Source organism: Paraglaciecola sp. MB-3u-78, from assembly GCF_002835935.1.
GTDB lineage: Bacteria > Pseudomonadota > Gammaproteobacteria > Enterobacterales > Alteromonadaceae > Paraglaciecola.
The window spans coordinates 288,033-304,974 of record NZ_PJCF01000002.1 but is presented as its reverse complement, the minus strand read 5'-3'; the positions used below and the strand labels follow the sequence as shown (position 1 = coordinate 304,974).

Annotated in this window: 13 protein-coding genes; 11 read left to right on the top strand and 2 right to left on the bottom strand. The window is 42.1% G+C overall.

The features are described 5' to 3' along the window. Positions 1-82: 82 nt before the first annotated feature. The 11 genes from CXF95_RS03120 to CXF95_RS03070 all read left to right on the top strand — a co-directional run bounded on the left by CXF95_RS03120 (position 83) and on the right by CXF95_RS03070 (position 12,971). A complete protein-coding gene (locus CXF95_RS03120; RefSeq protein WP_101197342.1) occupies positions 83-2,056 on the top strand; it encodes a monovalent cation:proton antiporter family protein in 1,974 nt (657 codons plus the stop codon). Between the two features lie 125 nt (positions 2,057-2,181). After that, a complete protein-coding gene (locus CXF95_RS03115; protein ID WP_101197459.1) occupies positions 2,182-3,975 on the top strand; it encodes a carboxyl transferase domain-containing protein in 1,794 nt (597 codons plus the stop codon). A 93-nt stretch (positions 3,976-4,068) separates the two neighbouring features. Beyond that, the gene (locus CXF95_RS03110) at positions 4,069-4,326 is read left to right on the top strand and encodes a hypothetical protein (RefSeq protein WP_101197341.1); all 258 of its coding nucleotides are present in this window, start codon (positions 4,069-4,071) and stop codon (positions 4,324-4,326) included. A gap of 95 nt (positions 4,327-4,421) precedes the next feature. Further along, positions 4,422-4,913, top strand: a complete 492-nt coding sequence (locus CXF95_RS03105; protein WP_101197340.1) for a DUF1456 family protein — start codon at positions 4,422-4,424, stop codon at positions 4,911-4,913. A 482-nt stretch (positions 4,914-5,395) separates the two neighbouring features. Then, entirely contained in the window at positions 5,396-6,355 is a 960-nt protein-coding gene (locus tag CXF95_RS03100; RefSeq protein WP_101197339.1) for an aldo/keto reductase, read from the top strand. 14 nt (positions 6,356-6,369) lie between these two features. Further along, positions 6,370-7,353: a TauD/TfdA family dioxygenase gene (locus CXF95_RS03095; RefSeq protein WP_101197338.1), complete on the top strand. Its 984-nt coding sequence runs from the start codon at positions 6,370-6,372 to the stop codon at positions 7,351-7,353. 54 nt (positions 7,354-7,407) lie between these two features. Continuing rightward, the gene (locus CXF95_RS03090) at positions 7,408-8,385 is read left to right on the top strand and encodes a YeiH family protein (protein WP_101197337.1); all 978 of its coding nucleotides are present in this window, start codon (positions 7,408-7,410) and stop codon (positions 8,383-8,385) included. Between the two features lie 84 nt (positions 8,386-8,469). Continuing rightward, the gene (locus tag CXF95_RS03085) at positions 8,470-9,687 is read left to right on the top strand and encodes a sulfite oxidase (protein WP_232787633.1); all 1,218 of its coding nucleotides are present in this window, start codon (positions 8,470-8,472) and stop codon (positions 9,685-9,687) included. Next, positions 9,653-10,060, top strand: a complete 408-nt coding sequence (locus tag CXF95_RS03080) for a hypothetical protein (RefSeq protein ID WP_232787622.1) — start codon at positions 9,653-9,655, stop codon at positions 10,058-10,060. The genes CXF95_RS03085 and CXF95_RS03080 overlap by 35 nt, the downstream gene beginning before the upstream one ends. Positions 10,061-10,343: 283 nt before the next feature. After that, the gene (locus tag CXF95_RS03075; RefSeq protein ID WP_101197334.1) at positions 10,344-11,579 is read left to right on the top strand and encodes an NAD-binding protein; all 1,236 of its coding nucleotides are present in this window, start codon (positions 10,344-10,346) and stop codon (positions 11,577-11,579) included. Positions 11,580-11,732: 153 nt separating this feature from the next. Beyond that, positions 11,733-12,971: a cation:proton antiporter gene (locus CXF95_RS03070; RefSeq protein ID WP_101197333.1), complete on the top strand. Its 1,239-nt coding sequence runs from the start codon at positions 11,733-11,735 to the stop codon at positions 12,969-12,971. Between the two features lie 233 nt (positions 12,972-13,204). Here the strand turns inward: CXF95_RS03070 and CXF95_RS03065 are convergent, their stop codons facing one another. Together CXF95_RS03065 and dctP are read right to left on the bottom strand one after the other, a co-directional pair. After that, complete coding sequence (locus tag CXF95_RS03065; protein ID WP_101197332.1) at positions 13,205-15,619, bottom strand: TonB-dependent receptor; 2,415 nt, start codon at positions 15,617-15,619, stop codon at positions 13,205-13,207. A 244-nt stretch (positions 15,620-15,863) separates the two neighbouring features. Continuing rightward, on the bottom strand, positions 15,864-16,919 hold the full coding sequence (gene dctP / locus CXF95_RS03060) for a TRAP transporter substrate-binding protein DctP (RefSeq protein ID WP_101197331.1): 1,056 nt from the start codon (positions 16,917-16,919) through the stop codon (positions 15,864-15,866). Positions 16,920-16,942: the final 23 nt, after the last annotated feature.

Sequence of the window (16,942 nt, the reverse complement as noted above, 5' to 3'; positions counted from 1 at the left end):
ATTGCTATACAAAAATGATTCTTAGCTAACACTCAGCAAGTATTGTGCCTAGCAATCAAATTAGAAGGGCAAACACAAGGTTATGCATGGAAATTTAGGCAGTATTGTTATTTTAATGGCCGTAGCAGTGATAACTGTTTGGTTATTTAAACGGATTAATTTACCTCCCATTCTGGCCTATCTTTTTTGTGGGATTTTAGCTGGTCCCGATTTACTTGCATTATTTGAACACCCAGAAGACATGGAAACTTTTGCCGAACTAGGTATTGTTTTTTTGTTGTTTTCATTGGGGTTGGAGTTTTCACTCCCCAAAATGTTAGCCATGCGGCACCTAGTATTTGGTGTCGGGTTAGCTCAGATGGTGCTCACCACATTGGTGTTTATGGGGCTCGCCTGGTTACTGGGTTTTGATGGCAAAGCATCCTTTGTGATAGGTGGAATTATAGCACTGTCTTCAACTGCCATTGTGATTAAACAAACCAGAGATTTAGGGATTTTGAATACGCCTCGCGCGCAAATTGCCGTGAGCATTTTATTGCTACAAGATCTCGCTGTTGTCCCTTTACTAATATTGGTGCCTTTGTTGGCCGCAGATTCCCAACAAAGCTTAGGTATAGCTATATCAATGGCGTTTCTTAAGGGATTGTTGGTGGTGGGTATTTTGTTATCTATCGGCAAATGGGTGTTACCTAAAGTGTTTAGTGAAGTGGCCCGCACTCGCACCGATGAACTCTTTGTATTGACTACTATTATGGTGGCTTTAATGGCCGCAGGTTTAGCTTTTTCCTTTGGCCTATCCATGGCATTAGGCGCCTTTTTGGCTGGCATGATGTTAGGTGAGAGTCAGTATAAATACCAACTAGAAGCTGATATACGACCTTTTAGAGATATCCTGATGGGGCTATTTTTTATTACTATAGGTATGCGCCTAGAGCTACACAATTTGCCAAGTCAGATCCACTGGGCACTATTAGGTTTGGTGATTATTGTGTTGCTCAAAGTGGTGCTTATTAGGATTTCCGCTGAGATTTATAAACTAGGTAAACAAGACGCTTGGGCAGCCGGACTTAAACTTTGTCAAATGGGTGAGTTTAGTTTTGTGTTGGCAGCACTGGCTGTAGATCATGCTATTTTAAACTCAGAGCAAGGTTCGTTACTGTTAACTATCGGTGTGATGAGTATGGCCATCACACCTTGGTTAGTGGATAAAAGTCCCCAAATTGCTAAAACAATCAGTCCTGAAGCGTTGCCCGATGTCAAAAGGTTAGAACAACTTTCAGCTCAAGACCAACAACTGACTGACCACGTACTTATTTTTGGTTTTGGCCGAGTGGGTCAATCGGTTAGCCGTTTATTAAAGATTGAAGCTATTCCTTATATGGTGGTGGATGCGGATCCTATTCGTGTGCAAGAGAGTCAAAGTGCAGGTGAGCCAGTGTATTTTGGCGATGTTAAACAAAAAGATATCTTATATTCGGTGGGAATTGATAAAGCCAAGCTGGTGCTGATTACCTTTGACCAACATGAAAAAGCCATGAGTGTGATTCATTTAGTTAAAAGCTTGTATCCAGACTTGCCAGTCGTGGTAAGAACTAGAAAAGATAATCGCATGGAAGAATTGCTTGGGGCAGGCGCATCCCAGGTAGTGCCAGAAATTCTCGAAGGTAGTCTGATGTTAGTGACTCAGGTTTTACAGTTGTCTGGTGTGCCAATGTCTCGAATACTCAAGCGGGTGCGTAAAGAGCGCAAGGGACACTATGCCAATATGCATGGGTTTTTCCCCGGTGAAACCACCGAACTTGATTACGCTAAACAAAACAAATTGGAGTTTATGCATGCGGTTATTCTTACAGAAGATGCCTACGCCGTGGGGAAATCATTACACCAGCTCAACTTGCAACAATGGCGAATTAATGTCAAAGGCCTGAGAAGGGATAATCATGAATTAGCGGAGCCAGATGAGAACATGGTGTTACTCGTGGGTGATGTGATAGTGATTGCAGCGAAACCTCGTAAAGTTGAGCGGGCAGAACGATTCTTGCTGGAAGGTGACTAAACATCGTTATTTTTTATTGTCGATTAGTGGCATTTTCTGATTTTTAAAACCCGTGACCTTGAGCGACGCTAAATCTGGTGGTTGGTGTTAAGATGAAGGAAGTTGATCACTTTGAGATGTCAGTTATGTCCCCTATCCATACATTGCGCGCGCCCAATATAGGATCTGTAGTTGCTGTGTTAGTTAGTCAACATGAGCGAGTACATATAGATCAACCTTTGGTTATTATCGAAGCCATGAAAATGCAAACCACCTTGTGCGCAGATGTTTCAGGGAAAATGGGCCAAATTTTTGTCAATATTGGGGATGAATGTTTTGTGGGCATGCCACTGGTGGATATACACCCAGACGGTGCTAGTAAGACTAAAACCGAAAAAATGGTCACTTCAAATAGTACAAATCAAAGATTACTAGAGGAACTGCGAACCAGAGAAGCGCTGACACTCGATGAGCAAAGAATCGAGCAACAACAAAAACGTCAGCAAAAAGGCTATTTAACCGCGCGAGAAAACTTACAAAACCTATGTCCTAGCGACAGTTTTATGGAATATGGACAAATGGCGGTGGCTGCACAGCGATTGCGTCGAGACTATGATGATTTGAAGTCTGCTACTGCCGCTGACGGAGTTATCACTGGTTTAGGACAAATGAATCAAGGTTTAGTCCCAGAGCAAAATACCCAGACTGCCATAGTGATCAATGATTACAGTGTATTAGCTGGTACTCAGGGATATTTCCATCATTTAAAATTAGACCGTATATTGGCCGTCGCGGCAGATAAAAAATATCCAGTGGTTATGTTCACCGAAGGAGGTGGAGGTCGCCCTGGCGATACGGATATCACCACAGTGAATTCAGGCCTGCAATGCCAGTCTTTTGCTACTTGGGCGAGTTTACAAGGAAAAGTGCCGCGCATATCAGTGGCAAATGGTTATTGTTTTGCTGGTAACGCCGCTTTGTTTGGAGCTGCAGACATTACTATTGCTACCCAGTCTTCATGGATAGGTATGGCAGGTCCAGCGATGATAGAGGGCGGTGGTTTGGGGGTGGTTAAGCCAACTGATATTGGCCCCAGTGCTAAACAAGTTAAAAATGGCGTGATAGATATTTTGGTAGAAAATGAGCAGCAAGCAGCCGACATGGCAAAAAAATGTTTGTTGTATTTTCAAGGACCCTTAGTAGGCGGAGACCAAAGTACATATGCAGACCAACAAGCCCTTAATCGGGTTTTACCTGAAGATAGGCGTTTTGTGTATGACGTAAAAGAAATCATTAATATTCTCGCAGACACCGATTCTTTTACTGAAATAAAGGCCGAATTCGGCGCTGCAATTATTACTGGTTTTATGCATTTACAAGGTCATCCCGTGGGAGTGTTGGCCAGTAATTGCAAAGTGTTAGGTGGTGCCATTGATGTTGAAGCTGGCGAAAAAGCGAGCCAATTTATGCATCTTTGCCAGCAGTTTTCTATTCCTTTAGTTGTACTGTGTGATACGCCCGGATTTATGGTGGGGCCAGAACATGAAGAAAGAGGGGCCGTTCGCAGGTTATCTCAATTATTTGTTGCAGGTAGCCAACTCACCGTACCATTAGTGGCAGTGGTTTTAAGAAAATGTTATGGCTTAGGTGCACAGGCATTGTTGGGCGGAAATACCAGTCAGCCGAGTTACACTATTGCTTGGCCCACAGGTGAATTTGGCGCAATGGGGCTTGAAGGCGCAGTTAAACTCGGTTTTAAAAAAGAACTGGCAGCAGTGCAGGATCCTACTGCTAGAAAAGCACTTTATGAACAACTCTTAGCCGCGCAATATCAAAAAGGCCAAGCCCAAGAAGTGGCCAGTGTGCTGGAAATTGATGCTGTTATTGAACCTGCTAATACTAGGCAAACTTTGCTTTTAGCTTTACACATAACCAAATAATTAAGGCTAACAAACCTTAAGCTCAAAAAAAAGTTGCACAATTAATAATCAATATTATACTGTACGTATAAACAGTTATTTGTTGGAGGCAACATGAACCGTTATTCAAATTTAAATAGTGGTGCTACTTTTGATGCTAAGAATTATGCTAAGAGTGATACAAATAGCGACAACTACAACCATAGCCTACACGCTGAGCATTACTCTCGTATGGACTTGTGTAGTCAGGCTCAAATGTCTGAAAATGCGGATAATATTCTTAATCGAATGGACAAACTCAGAGCCTTTGCAAGAGAGCAACAAGCCAAACGATTGAAGTCACAAAGGCAACAAATCAGTTTTTGTTTCTAAATACTTTTCCAATAAAGTAAAGCATTCGCTATAAAAAGCTTTAAACTAGCGAGATGTTTAAGGTTGGATACACCAACTTAGTTTTTAGGAATATTATGATTAACAATGATGTCATGCGCCGTGTGCGCTATATCTTCGATTTCAACGACGTAAAAATGATTGAGATTTTTGCCCAAGCTGATTATCCCGCCACCGTCGCGCATCTTCACACTTGGTTACGCAAAGACGATGATCCTGCTTTTGTTGAACTTACCGACCTTCAGTTTTCTCTGTTCTTAAACGGTTTGATTAATATGAATCGTGGCAAGCGTGAAGGCGTCGAAGCCCCAGTTGAGCGCAAACTCACCAACAACCTCATTTTTATGAAGTTAAAAATAGCCCTCAATATGCAAGCCGAAGCGGTATTAGAAGCAATGGATTTAAGTGGTTTTAAAATCAGTAAACATGAATTAAGTGCCTTATTTAGAAAACCAGAAAACCGCCAGTACCGAGCATGTAATGATCAGATTTTGCGTAACTTTTTGAAAGGGTTACAGATGAAGGTACGTGGAGAAGGGGCAACTGAAGAGGACGATGAGGCGGTTTGATACTTTTTAGATAAATACATGGGCTGAATTGATGTATTTTCACTCGACCCCCCATGATGTTTTTCTAACCGCATCCACCTAAGTCTTGCTGTCTGAGCTACTTCTTTCTAAAATCTGTACAAAATCAAAAGAAGTAGGTAGAAAGGCCGAGCTGCACACTATCTTTTATTCAAGTTGCAATAACTTAAAATTAGTTACTCAGACGTCCATATGATCTGCATTCGGTTACCCCGTAACAATCTCGACTTCTCGATAACGGGGTCGCCAGCCCAGTCCACCTAGGTTATCCTTCCTTCATCCATCCATTGCTCCCATGTCGAGCTGTTCAAGTGGGCGAAGCTATGCTTCTAAAGATGCCAGTTTCACCCCAAGAAAGACTCTTATTGCTAAAGCAAGTTTGACAAAGTTTAAGCATTCACTTAACTTAAGTCTTATATAAGATACAAAATCAAAATTCACATTTTATTAATTGGAAACAATAGATGCCAAATAGTCATAAAAAGATGCCAAAGGTTGGCTTTGGTCTTTGGAAAATACCTCAAGATATCTGTGCAAATGCAGTGTATAACGCCATTAAGGCTGGGTATCGTCATTTAGACAGTGCTTGCGATTACGGTAACGAGGTGCAAGTAGGTGAGGGTATTAAACGTGCTATTGATGATGGCCTGTGTACTCGCGAAGATTTATGGGTGACCTCTAAGCTGTGGAATACTTATCATGCTAAAGCCCATGTAAAGCCTGCTTTAGAAAAAACCTTGGCTGATCTGCAGTTAGATTATCTCGATTTATATTTGATACATTTCCCTATCGCACAACCCTTTGTGGATTTTGAAGATCGTTATCCACCTGAGTGGATCACCGATACTGCTGTTGGCAAAATGGAATTAGCACCGGTGCCCTTGTTTGAAACATGGCAAGCTATGGAAGCCTTATACGAACAAGGCCTAGTCAAACAAATCGGTGTATGTAACTACAACACCGGTTTGTTGCATGATTTGATGTCTTATGCCCGTGTTAAACCTTCGGTATTACAAGTGGAATCCCACCCTTATTTAACCCAAGAACGTTTGATGCGTTTAGCCACTCAATATGATCTTCAGGTTACCGCTTTCTCGCCACTTGGCGCATTATCATATTTAGAGCTGGATATGGCTGGTGCGGCAGAGTCTGTGTTAGAACAGACTGTGGTTAAACAAGCAGCACAAAGATTAGGCAAAACGGCAGCACAAGTCGTATTACGTTGGGGGATTCAACGGGGTAACGCTATTATTCCAAAAACATCTCGTCCCGAGCGTTTAAAAGAAAATTTAGATATATTTGATTTCGAACTGACTTCACAAGAGATGGAAGGAATTTCAGCGCTCAACAGTAATAGGCGATTTAATGATCCGGGAAATTTCTGTGAAGCTGCCTTTAATACTTTTTATCCCATTTACGATTAGGGAGAGTTCAGCTTATGCAACCGATTAATTATGTAGAAGTGCCACATCAATTAGACTGTGGAGATTCAGTTTTTCCTAGTGTTGTGGTTAACGATGGTTCGCTGACAACACAACAAGAATGTGCCCACTGGATTAAATCAAATCTGAGTGAACTTGAGGCTAAGTTACGTGAAACAGGTGCGATTTTATTCAGAGGGTTTCCTGTCAATTCGGCTGAAACTTTTGATGAATTCTCAAATTCTTTTGGTTATCCGAATTTTACTTACAAAGAATCTTTGTCGAATGCCGTTAGGATAAACTTCACCGAACGTGTATTCACCGCCAATGAAGCGCCAAAAGATGTGGAAATATTCCTACATCATGAAATGGCACAAACGCCTATCTCGCCAAGCAAATTGTTTTTCTTTTGTAAAAGTGCTGCCGAGGAAGGTGGCGAAACACCTCTATGTCGCTCCGATATGTTGTTCGCAGACTTAGCGAAACAAATGCCAGAGTTAGCTGCTGATTTTATGAGTAAAGGTCTTAAATATACCACTCAGATGCCAGCAGAAGATGATCCTAACTCAGGACAAGGACGCAGTTGGAAGAGCACGTTAAGTGTACAAAATGCTGCCCAAGCCGAACAAAAATTGGCTGAGTTAGGCTATAGCTGGGAATGGCTTGCGGATGGCAGTTTACGGGCTACTACGCCAGTATTACCTGCTGTGATCGATATGGGTAATGAGAAAAAAGTATTTTATAATCAATTGATTGCAGCATTTATGGGCTGGAAAGGGGTACGTGAAAATCCTTCCAGTGCCATTACGTTTGGTGATGGTACTGCTATCCCAATCGAAGGTTTACATCTGGCAGTGAAATTGTCTGAAAAGTACACTTTTGATTTGCCTTGGCAGGACGGCGATGTAGCTTTAGTCGATAATTATATGGCTATGCATGGCAGACGCCCATTTTCCGGTGAGCGCAAGCGCCAAGTGCTGGTGGCTTTAGCCATAGACTAAACGAGTATTAACGGTTATTTTCGACAACCTTTACAGACCACATGAGCCAATAAATTGAATATAAAAACAAAGCTGCCGGGTGTTTTAATTTCTGTCATTGTTGGTCTAGCCGCACTGTTCTTAAGTGAACATTATGGCGCACCTGCAATGTTATTTGCCTTGCTCTTAGGTATTGCTATGTCGTTTTTGTATGAAGGCACAACATGCAAAGAGGGTATTGAATTTACCGCCTGTCATATTTTGCGGATAGGTGTTGGGTTATTAGGCTTACGTATTGCCTTTGGTGATTTGGCGGCGCTAGGTTGGCAAACGGCATTGTTGCTGGTAGTGGCTATTACCAGCACTATTGGTCTTGGTATTGTTGCAGCCAAAGCCCTAGGTTTACAAAAACGTTTTGGTGTATTAACTGGGGGCGCGGTAGGTATATGTGGGGCTTCCGCGGCCATGGCCATTGCCGCTGTGTTACCCGATAGTAAAGATAAAGACCGCGACACCCTTTTGACTATTGTTGTGGTTACCGCATTGTCTACAGTGGCAATGGTGATGTACCCAATAGTGGCCCAGATACTGAATCTGAGTCCAACTCATACCAGTATCTTTTTAGGCGGTACTATCCATGATGTAGCGCAGGTAGTAGGAGCGGGATATTCAGTATCAGAGCAAACGGGTGATTTGGCTACCGTCACTAAGTTAGTCCGAGTGGCGTTTTTAATGCCTGTAGTGGTGTGTATATTACTGGTGTTGAGGATGAACCTAGATAAAACCTCAGATGCAAAAGCGCCAGGTATTCCTGCCTTTTTAATCGCCTTTGTAGTGTTAATGACAATTAACAGCTTTGTAGATTTACCAGAGATGGTGACTAAAGGTGCCACCGACATTTCACGTTTTGCTTTAGTGATTGCCATTGCCGCTATTGGCATGAAATCGAATCTGGGGCAAATGCTCGAAGTGGGACTAAAACCCATTTTACTCATCGTTTTAGAAACGTTGTGGATCGCTATTTTGATCCTCCTAAGTTTACCTTACATTTAACCCTCAAGGTCTTATATGAGCGATATCAATGGCAAGCAAACAAAAGTATCCACTGTTAAACATCAGCTAAATCGCAAACAACCCATGAACAGGCGTGGTTTTTTATCTAGTCTAGCCACCATAACCACAGTAATTGGTAGTGAAATAGTGTTTGCTCGCTTTATGCCAGCTGGATTTATCCCCGTCGCTTTTGCCCAGACATTGACACCTTTTGTGATCCCCGGTAAAGACTCAGGATTGGTGGTGTTAAATGACCGACCTATCAATGCCGAAACCCCTGCTCATTTACTTAACGATGAAGTGACACCTGCGGACAAACTGTTTGTACGTAATAATGGTATACCGCCACAAAAAATTGATATTGAAAATTGGACACTGACTATTGCTGGGGAGTCAGTTGAGCAAAGTAAAACATATACCTTGGCAGAACTTAAGCAGCGTTTTACCCATTACACTTATCAGTTAACTCTAGAATGCGGTGGCAATGGACGTTCTGAATTCAGCCCGTCTGCTAAAGGTAATCAGTGGACTAACGGCGCAGTGGGTTGCCCTAAATGGACCGGTATACGTTTAGCTGATGTATTAAAAGATGTCGGTTTAAAAGAGGATGCCGTTTACATTGGTTATTATGGGAAAGACACTCATTTAAGTGGCGACCCGAACAAAGATCCCATTTCACGTGGGGTACCGATAAATAAAGCGTTAGAAAATGAATCGCTGATCGCATGGGCGATGAATGACCAAGATTTACCTGCTATGAATGGTTATCCGTTGCGATTAGTGTTCGGTGGTTGGCCAGCGTCTACCTCAGGCAAATGGTTAGACAAAATTGTGATCCGCAATCAAGTGCATGATGGCGCCAAAATGGTCGGAACCGCCTATCGTGTGCCTTGTAAAACAGTGGCTCCAGGCGCCAAAGTAGCAGATGAAGATATGTGTATCATTCATGCTATGCCAGTGAAGTCCTTAGTCACTTATCCCAAATCAGGTGAATTACACCCATTGACTAACAAACTAGATGTTAATGGCCACGCCTGGGCAGGTGATAAACAGGTTGCTAAAGTCGAGGTATCAATAGATTTTGGTCAAACTTGGCAGCCGGCTAAATTAACGAAAGCAGTAAACCGCAATGCTTGGCAACATTGGCACAGTACTTTGTTGTTCCCACAGAAAGGGTATTACGAAGTGTGGGCCAAAGCCACTGACAGCGACGGAAAGAGTCAGCCGATGGTGTTACCTGGATGGAATCCAAAGGGTTACTTAAATAATGCCTGCCATCGCATCGCTGTGCAGGTTGTTTAGGGTGTACTCAATTAACATTCGGCGTATGCCGATGTTTGTGCTGTTCGTGCTTGGGCTGAGTACAAGCGTATTATCGATACAGGCAGAAGAGAAAACAACTTACGACCCCATCACAGGTTTTGTCATAGGTGAAAACTATGAAATTGTGCGCGCTCATTGCACCGCTTGCCATTCTGCAAAACTGGTGACGCAAAATCGTATGACGCGAGATAATTGGTTAGAAACGATCCGCTGGATGCAAAAATCTCAAGGGTTGTGGCCACTTGGTGCTCAAGAGCAACAAATTCTCGATTACCTCGAAACCCATTACAGCCCCATAGCTGTCAGTCGCCGCTCTCCTATACCAAGCCACTTGTTGCCTGTGCTAAAGTAGCCAAATCTTTACCTATAGCCTTTTTGCTTAGGGTCGCATCTGAACTCTGGTATTGGTATCTCAATATAACTCTATTTTAATGAGAAAGGACAAGGCGGTCCTATTAATACTATTCACTTTAGCATCACACCTATGTTGTCAGGTATGATTAGAGTGAATTGCTATTCCTAAGAGTGAAGAAAATTAAGTGATGTTCACAGTGGTTTTTATATGTCGTTTATATGGGCTGTGAACTTAGTGGAATTAGTTTACTATTTTTATTTTACACTCAAAGGTGGGCCGTATGTCTTTACTAACAATGAATTATAGTTGGAGATGGTCTGCTGCCGCGGTACTTTTTCTTTGTGCTTTCTTGGCTTTGATGATGGGAGTGTCGTTATCAGAGCGGCCAGATGTTCAAACTGCAGATATGCTAACTAAAGCCTATTACAGTTTGGGTTTATTTGTGATGGGTGGACTGGATATAGGCACGCCTGTTGACGGCCCCTTATATGCCCGCTTGATGTTGTGGCTAAGTTATTTTGCGTCACCAATGTTGGCCGCATCCACCATCATTGAAGCGGTAATTAAAACCATTTCTCCTTACAAATGGCATTTTCGGCGGATCAGTAATCATATAGTGGTTTCCGGCTCAGACGAATTGACTATTACCTATTTAAAACAACTTAGGTTGTTACAACCTAAGATCCCATTGCTGATCATATGTGATGAAATTTCACCTATACGCGAAGAAGAATTAAAACGCCGCTATCACGCTATGGTGATCACTGGCGATATTACCCGTAGTTATTTTTTATCTAAATTATTTCTGCATAGAGCTAAAAAAGTAGTATTACTTGGCAAAGATAATTTTCAAAATTATGAAGCCGCCTATAAAATTTTGCAGTTACAACCCTCATTAAAGGGCAAAATTATTATTCACTGCAATAGTATTCGTTTTATGCGTTCCATGGCTGACTCTGCGGTAGCCAAACAATGTATCAATTTTAATGCCTACCAGTTGGCCGCATCGGCTTTAGTGCAACAACATTTGATTTCGCACTTCGTGCAAACGGTACCCAAGGATGTCGTAGTGATTGCCGGTTTTGGTTTGTTTGGTCAAACGATACTTGAAGAACTGCAACACTATGCACAAAAAGAAATTGCTACTATTGCGATTATTGGTATTGATGCCAAACGACGAATTCAGGTTGTGGACGAACAACACCAATTAGCCAATTTTTGTAACAGAGAAATATTCGAGGGTAATATTTCTCATCCAGAAGTGTGGCAGCAATTGCGTTCCAAAGTGGACTTGACTAACACTCAACCCATTATCATTTTATGTACCGATTCTGTTGAAGAAAACTTTAGAACTTCTTTGTGGCTAAAAAACAAATACCCAGATTCAATGATAATCGCTCGCAGTTATTTACCATCAAGGTTTGCTGAAAATGTCGGTGAGCAATACAACATTTTAAATGTGAGTATTAACCAGTTAGTCAAAGATAATTTCCCCATCGACTGGATGACTCCCTAGATATCCAGAGCTCAGGATAGTTTTACCCTATTCAAATCCAATAAATAACCTGCAACGATTATAGATACTCGTGTGAATGACTATAGTGCTGATCAACATCAATATTATAAAAATTGACTGGGGTATATTGGCATATAGTCACTGGAGATTATTATGCATGACATTGCAGTTCTGGCTCTTGTCTGGACAACCGTCTTTTTTGCGTCATACCTTGCACATAAAACACGCTTGACCCCTGTTCTGTGGTATCTGTTTTGTGGTGCCCTTTTTGTAAATATAGGATTTTTACCTGAAGTGTTGCCAGTATTCATTGTTGATTTCGCTGAACTGGGGATCATTATTATCATGTTTGCTTTGGGCTTCGAGGAGAACACGGCTAATTTTTTGCAAGGTATTAAACGTAGTTGGGGGATTGCATTTTTTGGTGCTATCACGCCTTTTGCAATAGGTTACTGCGCGGCCAATATTTATTGGGGGGACGCTAACACATCACTTTTTTGTGGCTTGGCAATGATGGCTACAGCCGTGTCCTTAACCATGGTTTCACTGAAGAGTGAAGGGCTAAATAATACACTTGCGGCAACAGGGATAATGACCTCTGCAGTACTTGACGACATTGCTTCACTGGCATTAGTCGCGATCCTAGTGCCTATTGCTACTGGCGAAGCGACCGTTTCTATTCAAGGTATCTTGTTAGTTTTAGGTAAAGCGGTGGCGTTTTTTGCCCTTGTGACAGTGATGGGTGGGTGGTTATTTCCTGCCAGTCAGGGCATTACTCGGAAAATCCCTCTGTTGGGCAAACTCAATTTACGCAAAGTCTTGGCTATGGCGAAAGGGGAATACACTGTCCTGTCTTTGTTACTGATTGCCGTATTAGTGGGGCTGTTGGCACATGAATTTGGCTTCCACCCAGCAGTCGGTGCGTATATGGCTGGACTGATCATTCATCGAGAGTATTTTGATTTTCATAAAGATGAAGACAAAGATTATTATCAACAAGCTAGGGAAATTATCGACAATGTTGCCTTTTCGTGGATTGGCCCAGTATTTTTTGTCGCTTTAGGCAGCAAGCTTTTGTTTGACCTAGATACTTTTCTATCTGTATTGCCTGAGGCATTGATGCTGTTTGTAGGACTTTTCATAGGTCAAGTGCTCTCTGCTGCTCTTGCGGCTCGTTACACGGGTAACTTTGATTGGCCCGCCAGTTGGATGATTGGTTTTGGCATGTTGGGTAGGGCAGAGCTAGCATTTGTGGTCATGGATATTGCTTATGTCCAGCATCACATTATGTCAGTAGAGGCTTTTTACACCTTAATGTTGGTCGCTTTTATGCTGAATCTCTCAGTACCATTGACTATCCGTTGGCACAAACGGCATTTTAAGACGGTTTAGTATACATATATTTAGTAGAGGTTATAGCGTTTAGAGGACTAACTGATTTCGACCTTGTTCTTTGGCTTGATATAGTGCTTTGTGTGCATGTCTGAAACATTCATTGATTGTCTCAACACCATGTCTTAATACTCATCTGACATAGAGGGGACAGACACGCAGACATTTAAAACCCATAAAAAAAGCGCTCTAACTTCATCAGAAGCAGAGCGCCAACACACACTAAAGTTAGCTTAGAATTTCGCTCTTAACTGCACACCAAAGTAACGATCAGCATCCCGTGGGATCTGATAACGGAAACCATCTCCACTATAGGTGGTGACATAACTTTCGTCTGTTAGATTCTTCCCAATAATAGATATTCTGTAGTTATCATTATCGAAAGAGAAAGCTAAGCTTGCGTTAAAAATGCCATAGTCTGGCAATAGAGCTTCTGGATTCGTTTCTGGTGTAGCGCCTGGGGCACCTGCAAAAATTTCATCTGTGTAAACATAGGACCCATTCAGATAAATTTCCATATCATCTAGTTCCCACACATATTCGCCGGTAACTGAGTATTTTAAATCAGGTGAAAAGGGTAAATCGTCGCCAGAGCTACCGTCACAATTATCCAAACCAACTGGGCATAGGAACTGGTCTACTTCCGCATCCACTGTTGAAAGGCCACCTGTTACTGTTAACTGGTCTGTGGCTTGCCACATAAAGTCGAATTCTGCACCTTGAGTGATAATCGACCCAGCGTTAGTTAAACGAGTGATAAACACACCATCTAGTAATTCTGGATTATTGGCTTGAAAACCGTCAATTTCGGTGCGAAATATAGCGGCATTAAAAATTAAATCACGACTCGCATATTTATAACCTAGCTCATAGGCATCTGACGTTTCTGCACCAATAGGTAAAGTGTCGTTATCAGACATGTTATAAAACACGTTAAAGGCTGGGCCTTTATAACCTTGTGAATATGTGGCGTAAACCATGCTGTCGTCGTTAATATCAAATTGCGCACCAAATTTACCTGACACATTAGACTCATCGGTAGAGCCTTGGTAATCAGTGTCGAATCCACGTACACCTACACCGGTGCGGCTGTATTGATCGTTACTGCTGCGATTGTGGGAAAAGCTCACTTCATCATCGGTGTAACGTAAACCAAATAACAATCTAAAATCATCACTGATATGGTATTTACCATCGGCAAATAATGCCCAGTTATCAAATTCGGTTTCCATGTACGCTGTAGCACCGACTATATCATTAGCATTACAAGATAGGCTTTCATCGCTGATAAATTGTTCTATGTCGGCATCAGATGGACTGGCAACGCCCAATACGTCAGTTAGATAATTGCCAATAGCCGATTGGAATTGACCGCCGTTATTCTGACAACTCGCGTCACGGGTGAAGTTACGTTCTGATTTTTGATTCCACCAGAAAAATCCTGCTTGGTAATCTAATGCTCCACCAGTGGGTGAGGCTATACGTAATTCCTGAGACACTTGATCCCATTCTTGTGGGCCTATATCGTGTAACTGAAATCCTACGCCACCATTATTTACGTTACCAAAATTAACAGGGAAAGGGATGGAGCCAGTCGTTGAAGTGAAATCACCTTCTCTAAATTCAGTATTGTTCCAACTGCGATAAGCGGTAATTGAAGTCAGTTGATGGTCGCCTAACTCTTTATCCACTTGAATAGAGAAGGCGGTAGTTTCATCTAAAGTGCGGGTTTCAAAATCATGGTCAATTTGTCTTTGCTCAAGATCCAAATCCCCGGTGCCAGTGCTATTGGGCGAAGCTTCTGAGTTATGACGATTACTTGGACTCAGTTCTAAATCTGCGCAGCAACTGTCATTTGAATTGACATTTTCAAAGATAAATAAGATATCTGTGTCACCAGCCGCTTCGATATCAAGCATGGCACGCACGCCTTCTTTGTCGTAGCCACTGACTGTTTGGTTGTTGTAAACGTTATTAATGTAACCATCAAACTGCGATTTTAGCACCGTTAAACTACCACTGACGTTATCGTTGAGCGGGCCTGTTACACTGGTTTTTAAACGGTATTCGTTATCTTGGAATAAAGTCGCTTCAAAGCTGCCTTCAAACATATCTGATGGGCGTTTAGTGGTGATGTTAACTACACCAGCTGATGCGTTTTTACCAAAAAGTGTACCTTGGGGACCCCGTAATACTTCAATGCGATCAAGGTCGTACAAGTCTACGAAGGCTTGTCCAGAACGCCCTAGTACCACACCATCAACAACAGTCGAGACACTGGGCTCAGCAGCCACACTAAATGAAATTGTGCCTACACCTCGAATCGTAATCGCTGAGCTACGGGTGGTGTTACCTTTTCGAAAACTAACGGAAGGGACTAAAGCTTGAAGGCCTTCAATATTAGCAGAAAATGCTGAATTGATTTGATCTTCTCTGAGTACAGATACTGCAATGGGCACTTCATTTAGGTTTTCAACACGCTTTTGCGCGGTAACAGTAATGGTTTCAAAACCTTGTTTTTCTGCATTTTTAGCATTTTCTGCATTTTCAGCTTCTTGAGCGTTGGCGGCTAAACCAATCGTCATACAAGCAGATAGTGCGAGAGCTTTGGTAATGCCGGTGTGTAAGTTACTGGGTTTAAGTTGCATAGTGTTTTCCCAAGATTTGTTCTTTATCTAGTTTGTAACCGCGCTCCAGTGAAAGTGTTTCAACTACTGGAGTAACGACTTATGTGTTATTGGATGGCTGCACCAATTATTATTGTTATTTTATTTGTTTTTATTTTAACTGTCTTATATAAGACAGAAGACGTAGGAAAATTTAACCTCTAAGTTAACAATATGCAATCATTTTGTTGCCTGGAAGTTAATTGTCTGTGTGTGATGACCTGTATTAATTAATACTTGCGTTACATTGCTCAACTGAGGTTTCCAATAAATTTAACCATTCTTGTCCAAAATTAGTGATAAACCATTGACGCATGTTGACCGACGCATCTTTAAAAGCTTGTTTCTCTGCAATAGAAGGGCGGTAAATAGTGCCACCTGCTTCCTCAAAAATTTTATAAGAATTACTTTCCTCAGTGGCAACTAATTCACTGGCTGCCGCTTTTTGTTTAGCGAATCCCTCTAGTACAATTTGCTGAATATCTTCTGGTAACGTTTTCCACACGGGTTCAGAAAACCACCATAGCGTCGCCATGTATGAGTGCCCATCAAGAATGATATATTTTAAGTGTTCTTGTAACTTAGCGCCGATTATATCTTGAATGCCGTTTTTACTGCCTTCAACTACACCTGTTGCTAAAGCAGTATAGAGTTCAGCCCAAGAAATTGGGGTAGGGTTTGCACCTAATTGTCTGACCAACTCTTGCTGAATATCCGCTGGAGTAGTGCGAATTTTCTGACCTTTTAGGTCTGCTGGACTGTGAATAGGTTTATTGGTAGTGGCAAAGTTACGCCAACCACCGGTATTCGATACACCAATCAAACGAATATTTAAGCCTTTGTCCAGCACGGTTTCTCGCATTTTTTGCAGAATAGGCCCATCTAATACACACTCAGCCTGTGCGTCACTGGTAAACACATAGGGTAAATCCAAGACTTGGGCGGGTGCGAAAAAGTTACCGGTACCACCTGCTGTGCTGGGGAACATTTCCAAGACACCTGATTGCAAACTGCCAATACATTCGGGTACGCTGCCGCAAAATTGTCCTGAGGCATACAACTGGACTTGCACCCGGCCGTTGCTGGTCTTCTCCACATACTCTTTGAATGCCAACAGGCCAATATAATCTTCATCTTGAGTGGAGGCTTGAATCGAGGCTTTAATCGTAAATTCTGCTTGAGTCACACTCGCTCGAAAAATTCCCACTAAGCAGCCAATGGCAATCAGTCCATAAATAACCAGTAAAATTAAGCGTTTTAATAGGGGCTGTTGATTTTTCATATATCACCGAGACTGAGGTCATT

What these genes read in the sequence shown, in the direction of transcription:
- CXF95_RS03120 (WP_101197342.1), top strand. Translation starts at nt 83, where the DNA reads ATGCATGGAAATTTAGGCAGTATTGTTATTTTAATGGCCGTAGCAGTG.
- CXF95_RS03115 (WP_101197459.1), top strand. Translation starts at nt 2,182, where the DNA reads ATGTCCCCTATCCATACATTGCGCGCGCCCAATATAGGATCTGTAGTT.
- CXF95_RS03110 (WP_101197341.1), top strand. Translation starts at nt 4,069, where the DNA reads ATGAACCGTTATTCAAATTTAAATAGTGGTGCTACTTTTGATGCTAAG.
- CXF95_RS03105 (WP_101197340.1), top strand. Translation starts at nt 4,422, where the DNA reads ATGATTAACAATGATGTCATGCGCCGTGTGCGCTATATCTTCGATTTC.
- CXF95_RS03100 (WP_101197339.1), top strand. Translation starts at nt 5,396, where the DNA reads ATGCCAAATAGTCATAAAAAGATGCCAAAGGTTGGCTTTGGTCTTTGG.
- CXF95_RS03095 (WP_101197338.1), top strand. Translation starts at nt 6,370, where the DNA reads ATGCAACCGATTAATTATGTAGAAGTGCCACATCAATTAGACTGTGGA.
- CXF95_RS03085 (WP_232787633.1), top strand. Translation starts at nt 8,470, where the DNA reads ATGAACAGGCGTGGTTTTTTATCTAGTCTAGCCACCATAACCACAGTA.
- CXF95_RS03080 (WP_232787622.1), top strand. Translation starts at nt 9,653, where the DNA reads ATGCCTGCCATCGCATCGCTGTGCAGGTTGTTTAGGGTGTACTCAATT.
- CXF95_RS03075 (WP_101197334.1), top strand. Translation starts at nt 10,344, where the DNA reads ATGTCTTTACTAACAATGAATTATAGTTGGAGATGGTCTGCTGCCGCG.
- CXF95_RS03070 (WP_101197333.1), top strand. Translation starts at nt 11,733, where the DNA reads ATGCATGACATTGCAGTTCTGGCTCTTGTCTGGACAACCGTCTTTTTT.
- CXF95_RS03065 (WP_101197332.1), bottom strand. Translation starts at nt 15,619, where the DNA reads ATGCAACTTAAACCCAGTAACTTACACACCGGCATTACCAAAGCTCTC.
- dctP (WP_101197331.1), bottom strand. Translation starts at nt 16,919, where the DNA reads ATGAAAAATCAACAGCCCCTATTAAAACGCTTAATTTTACTGGTTATT.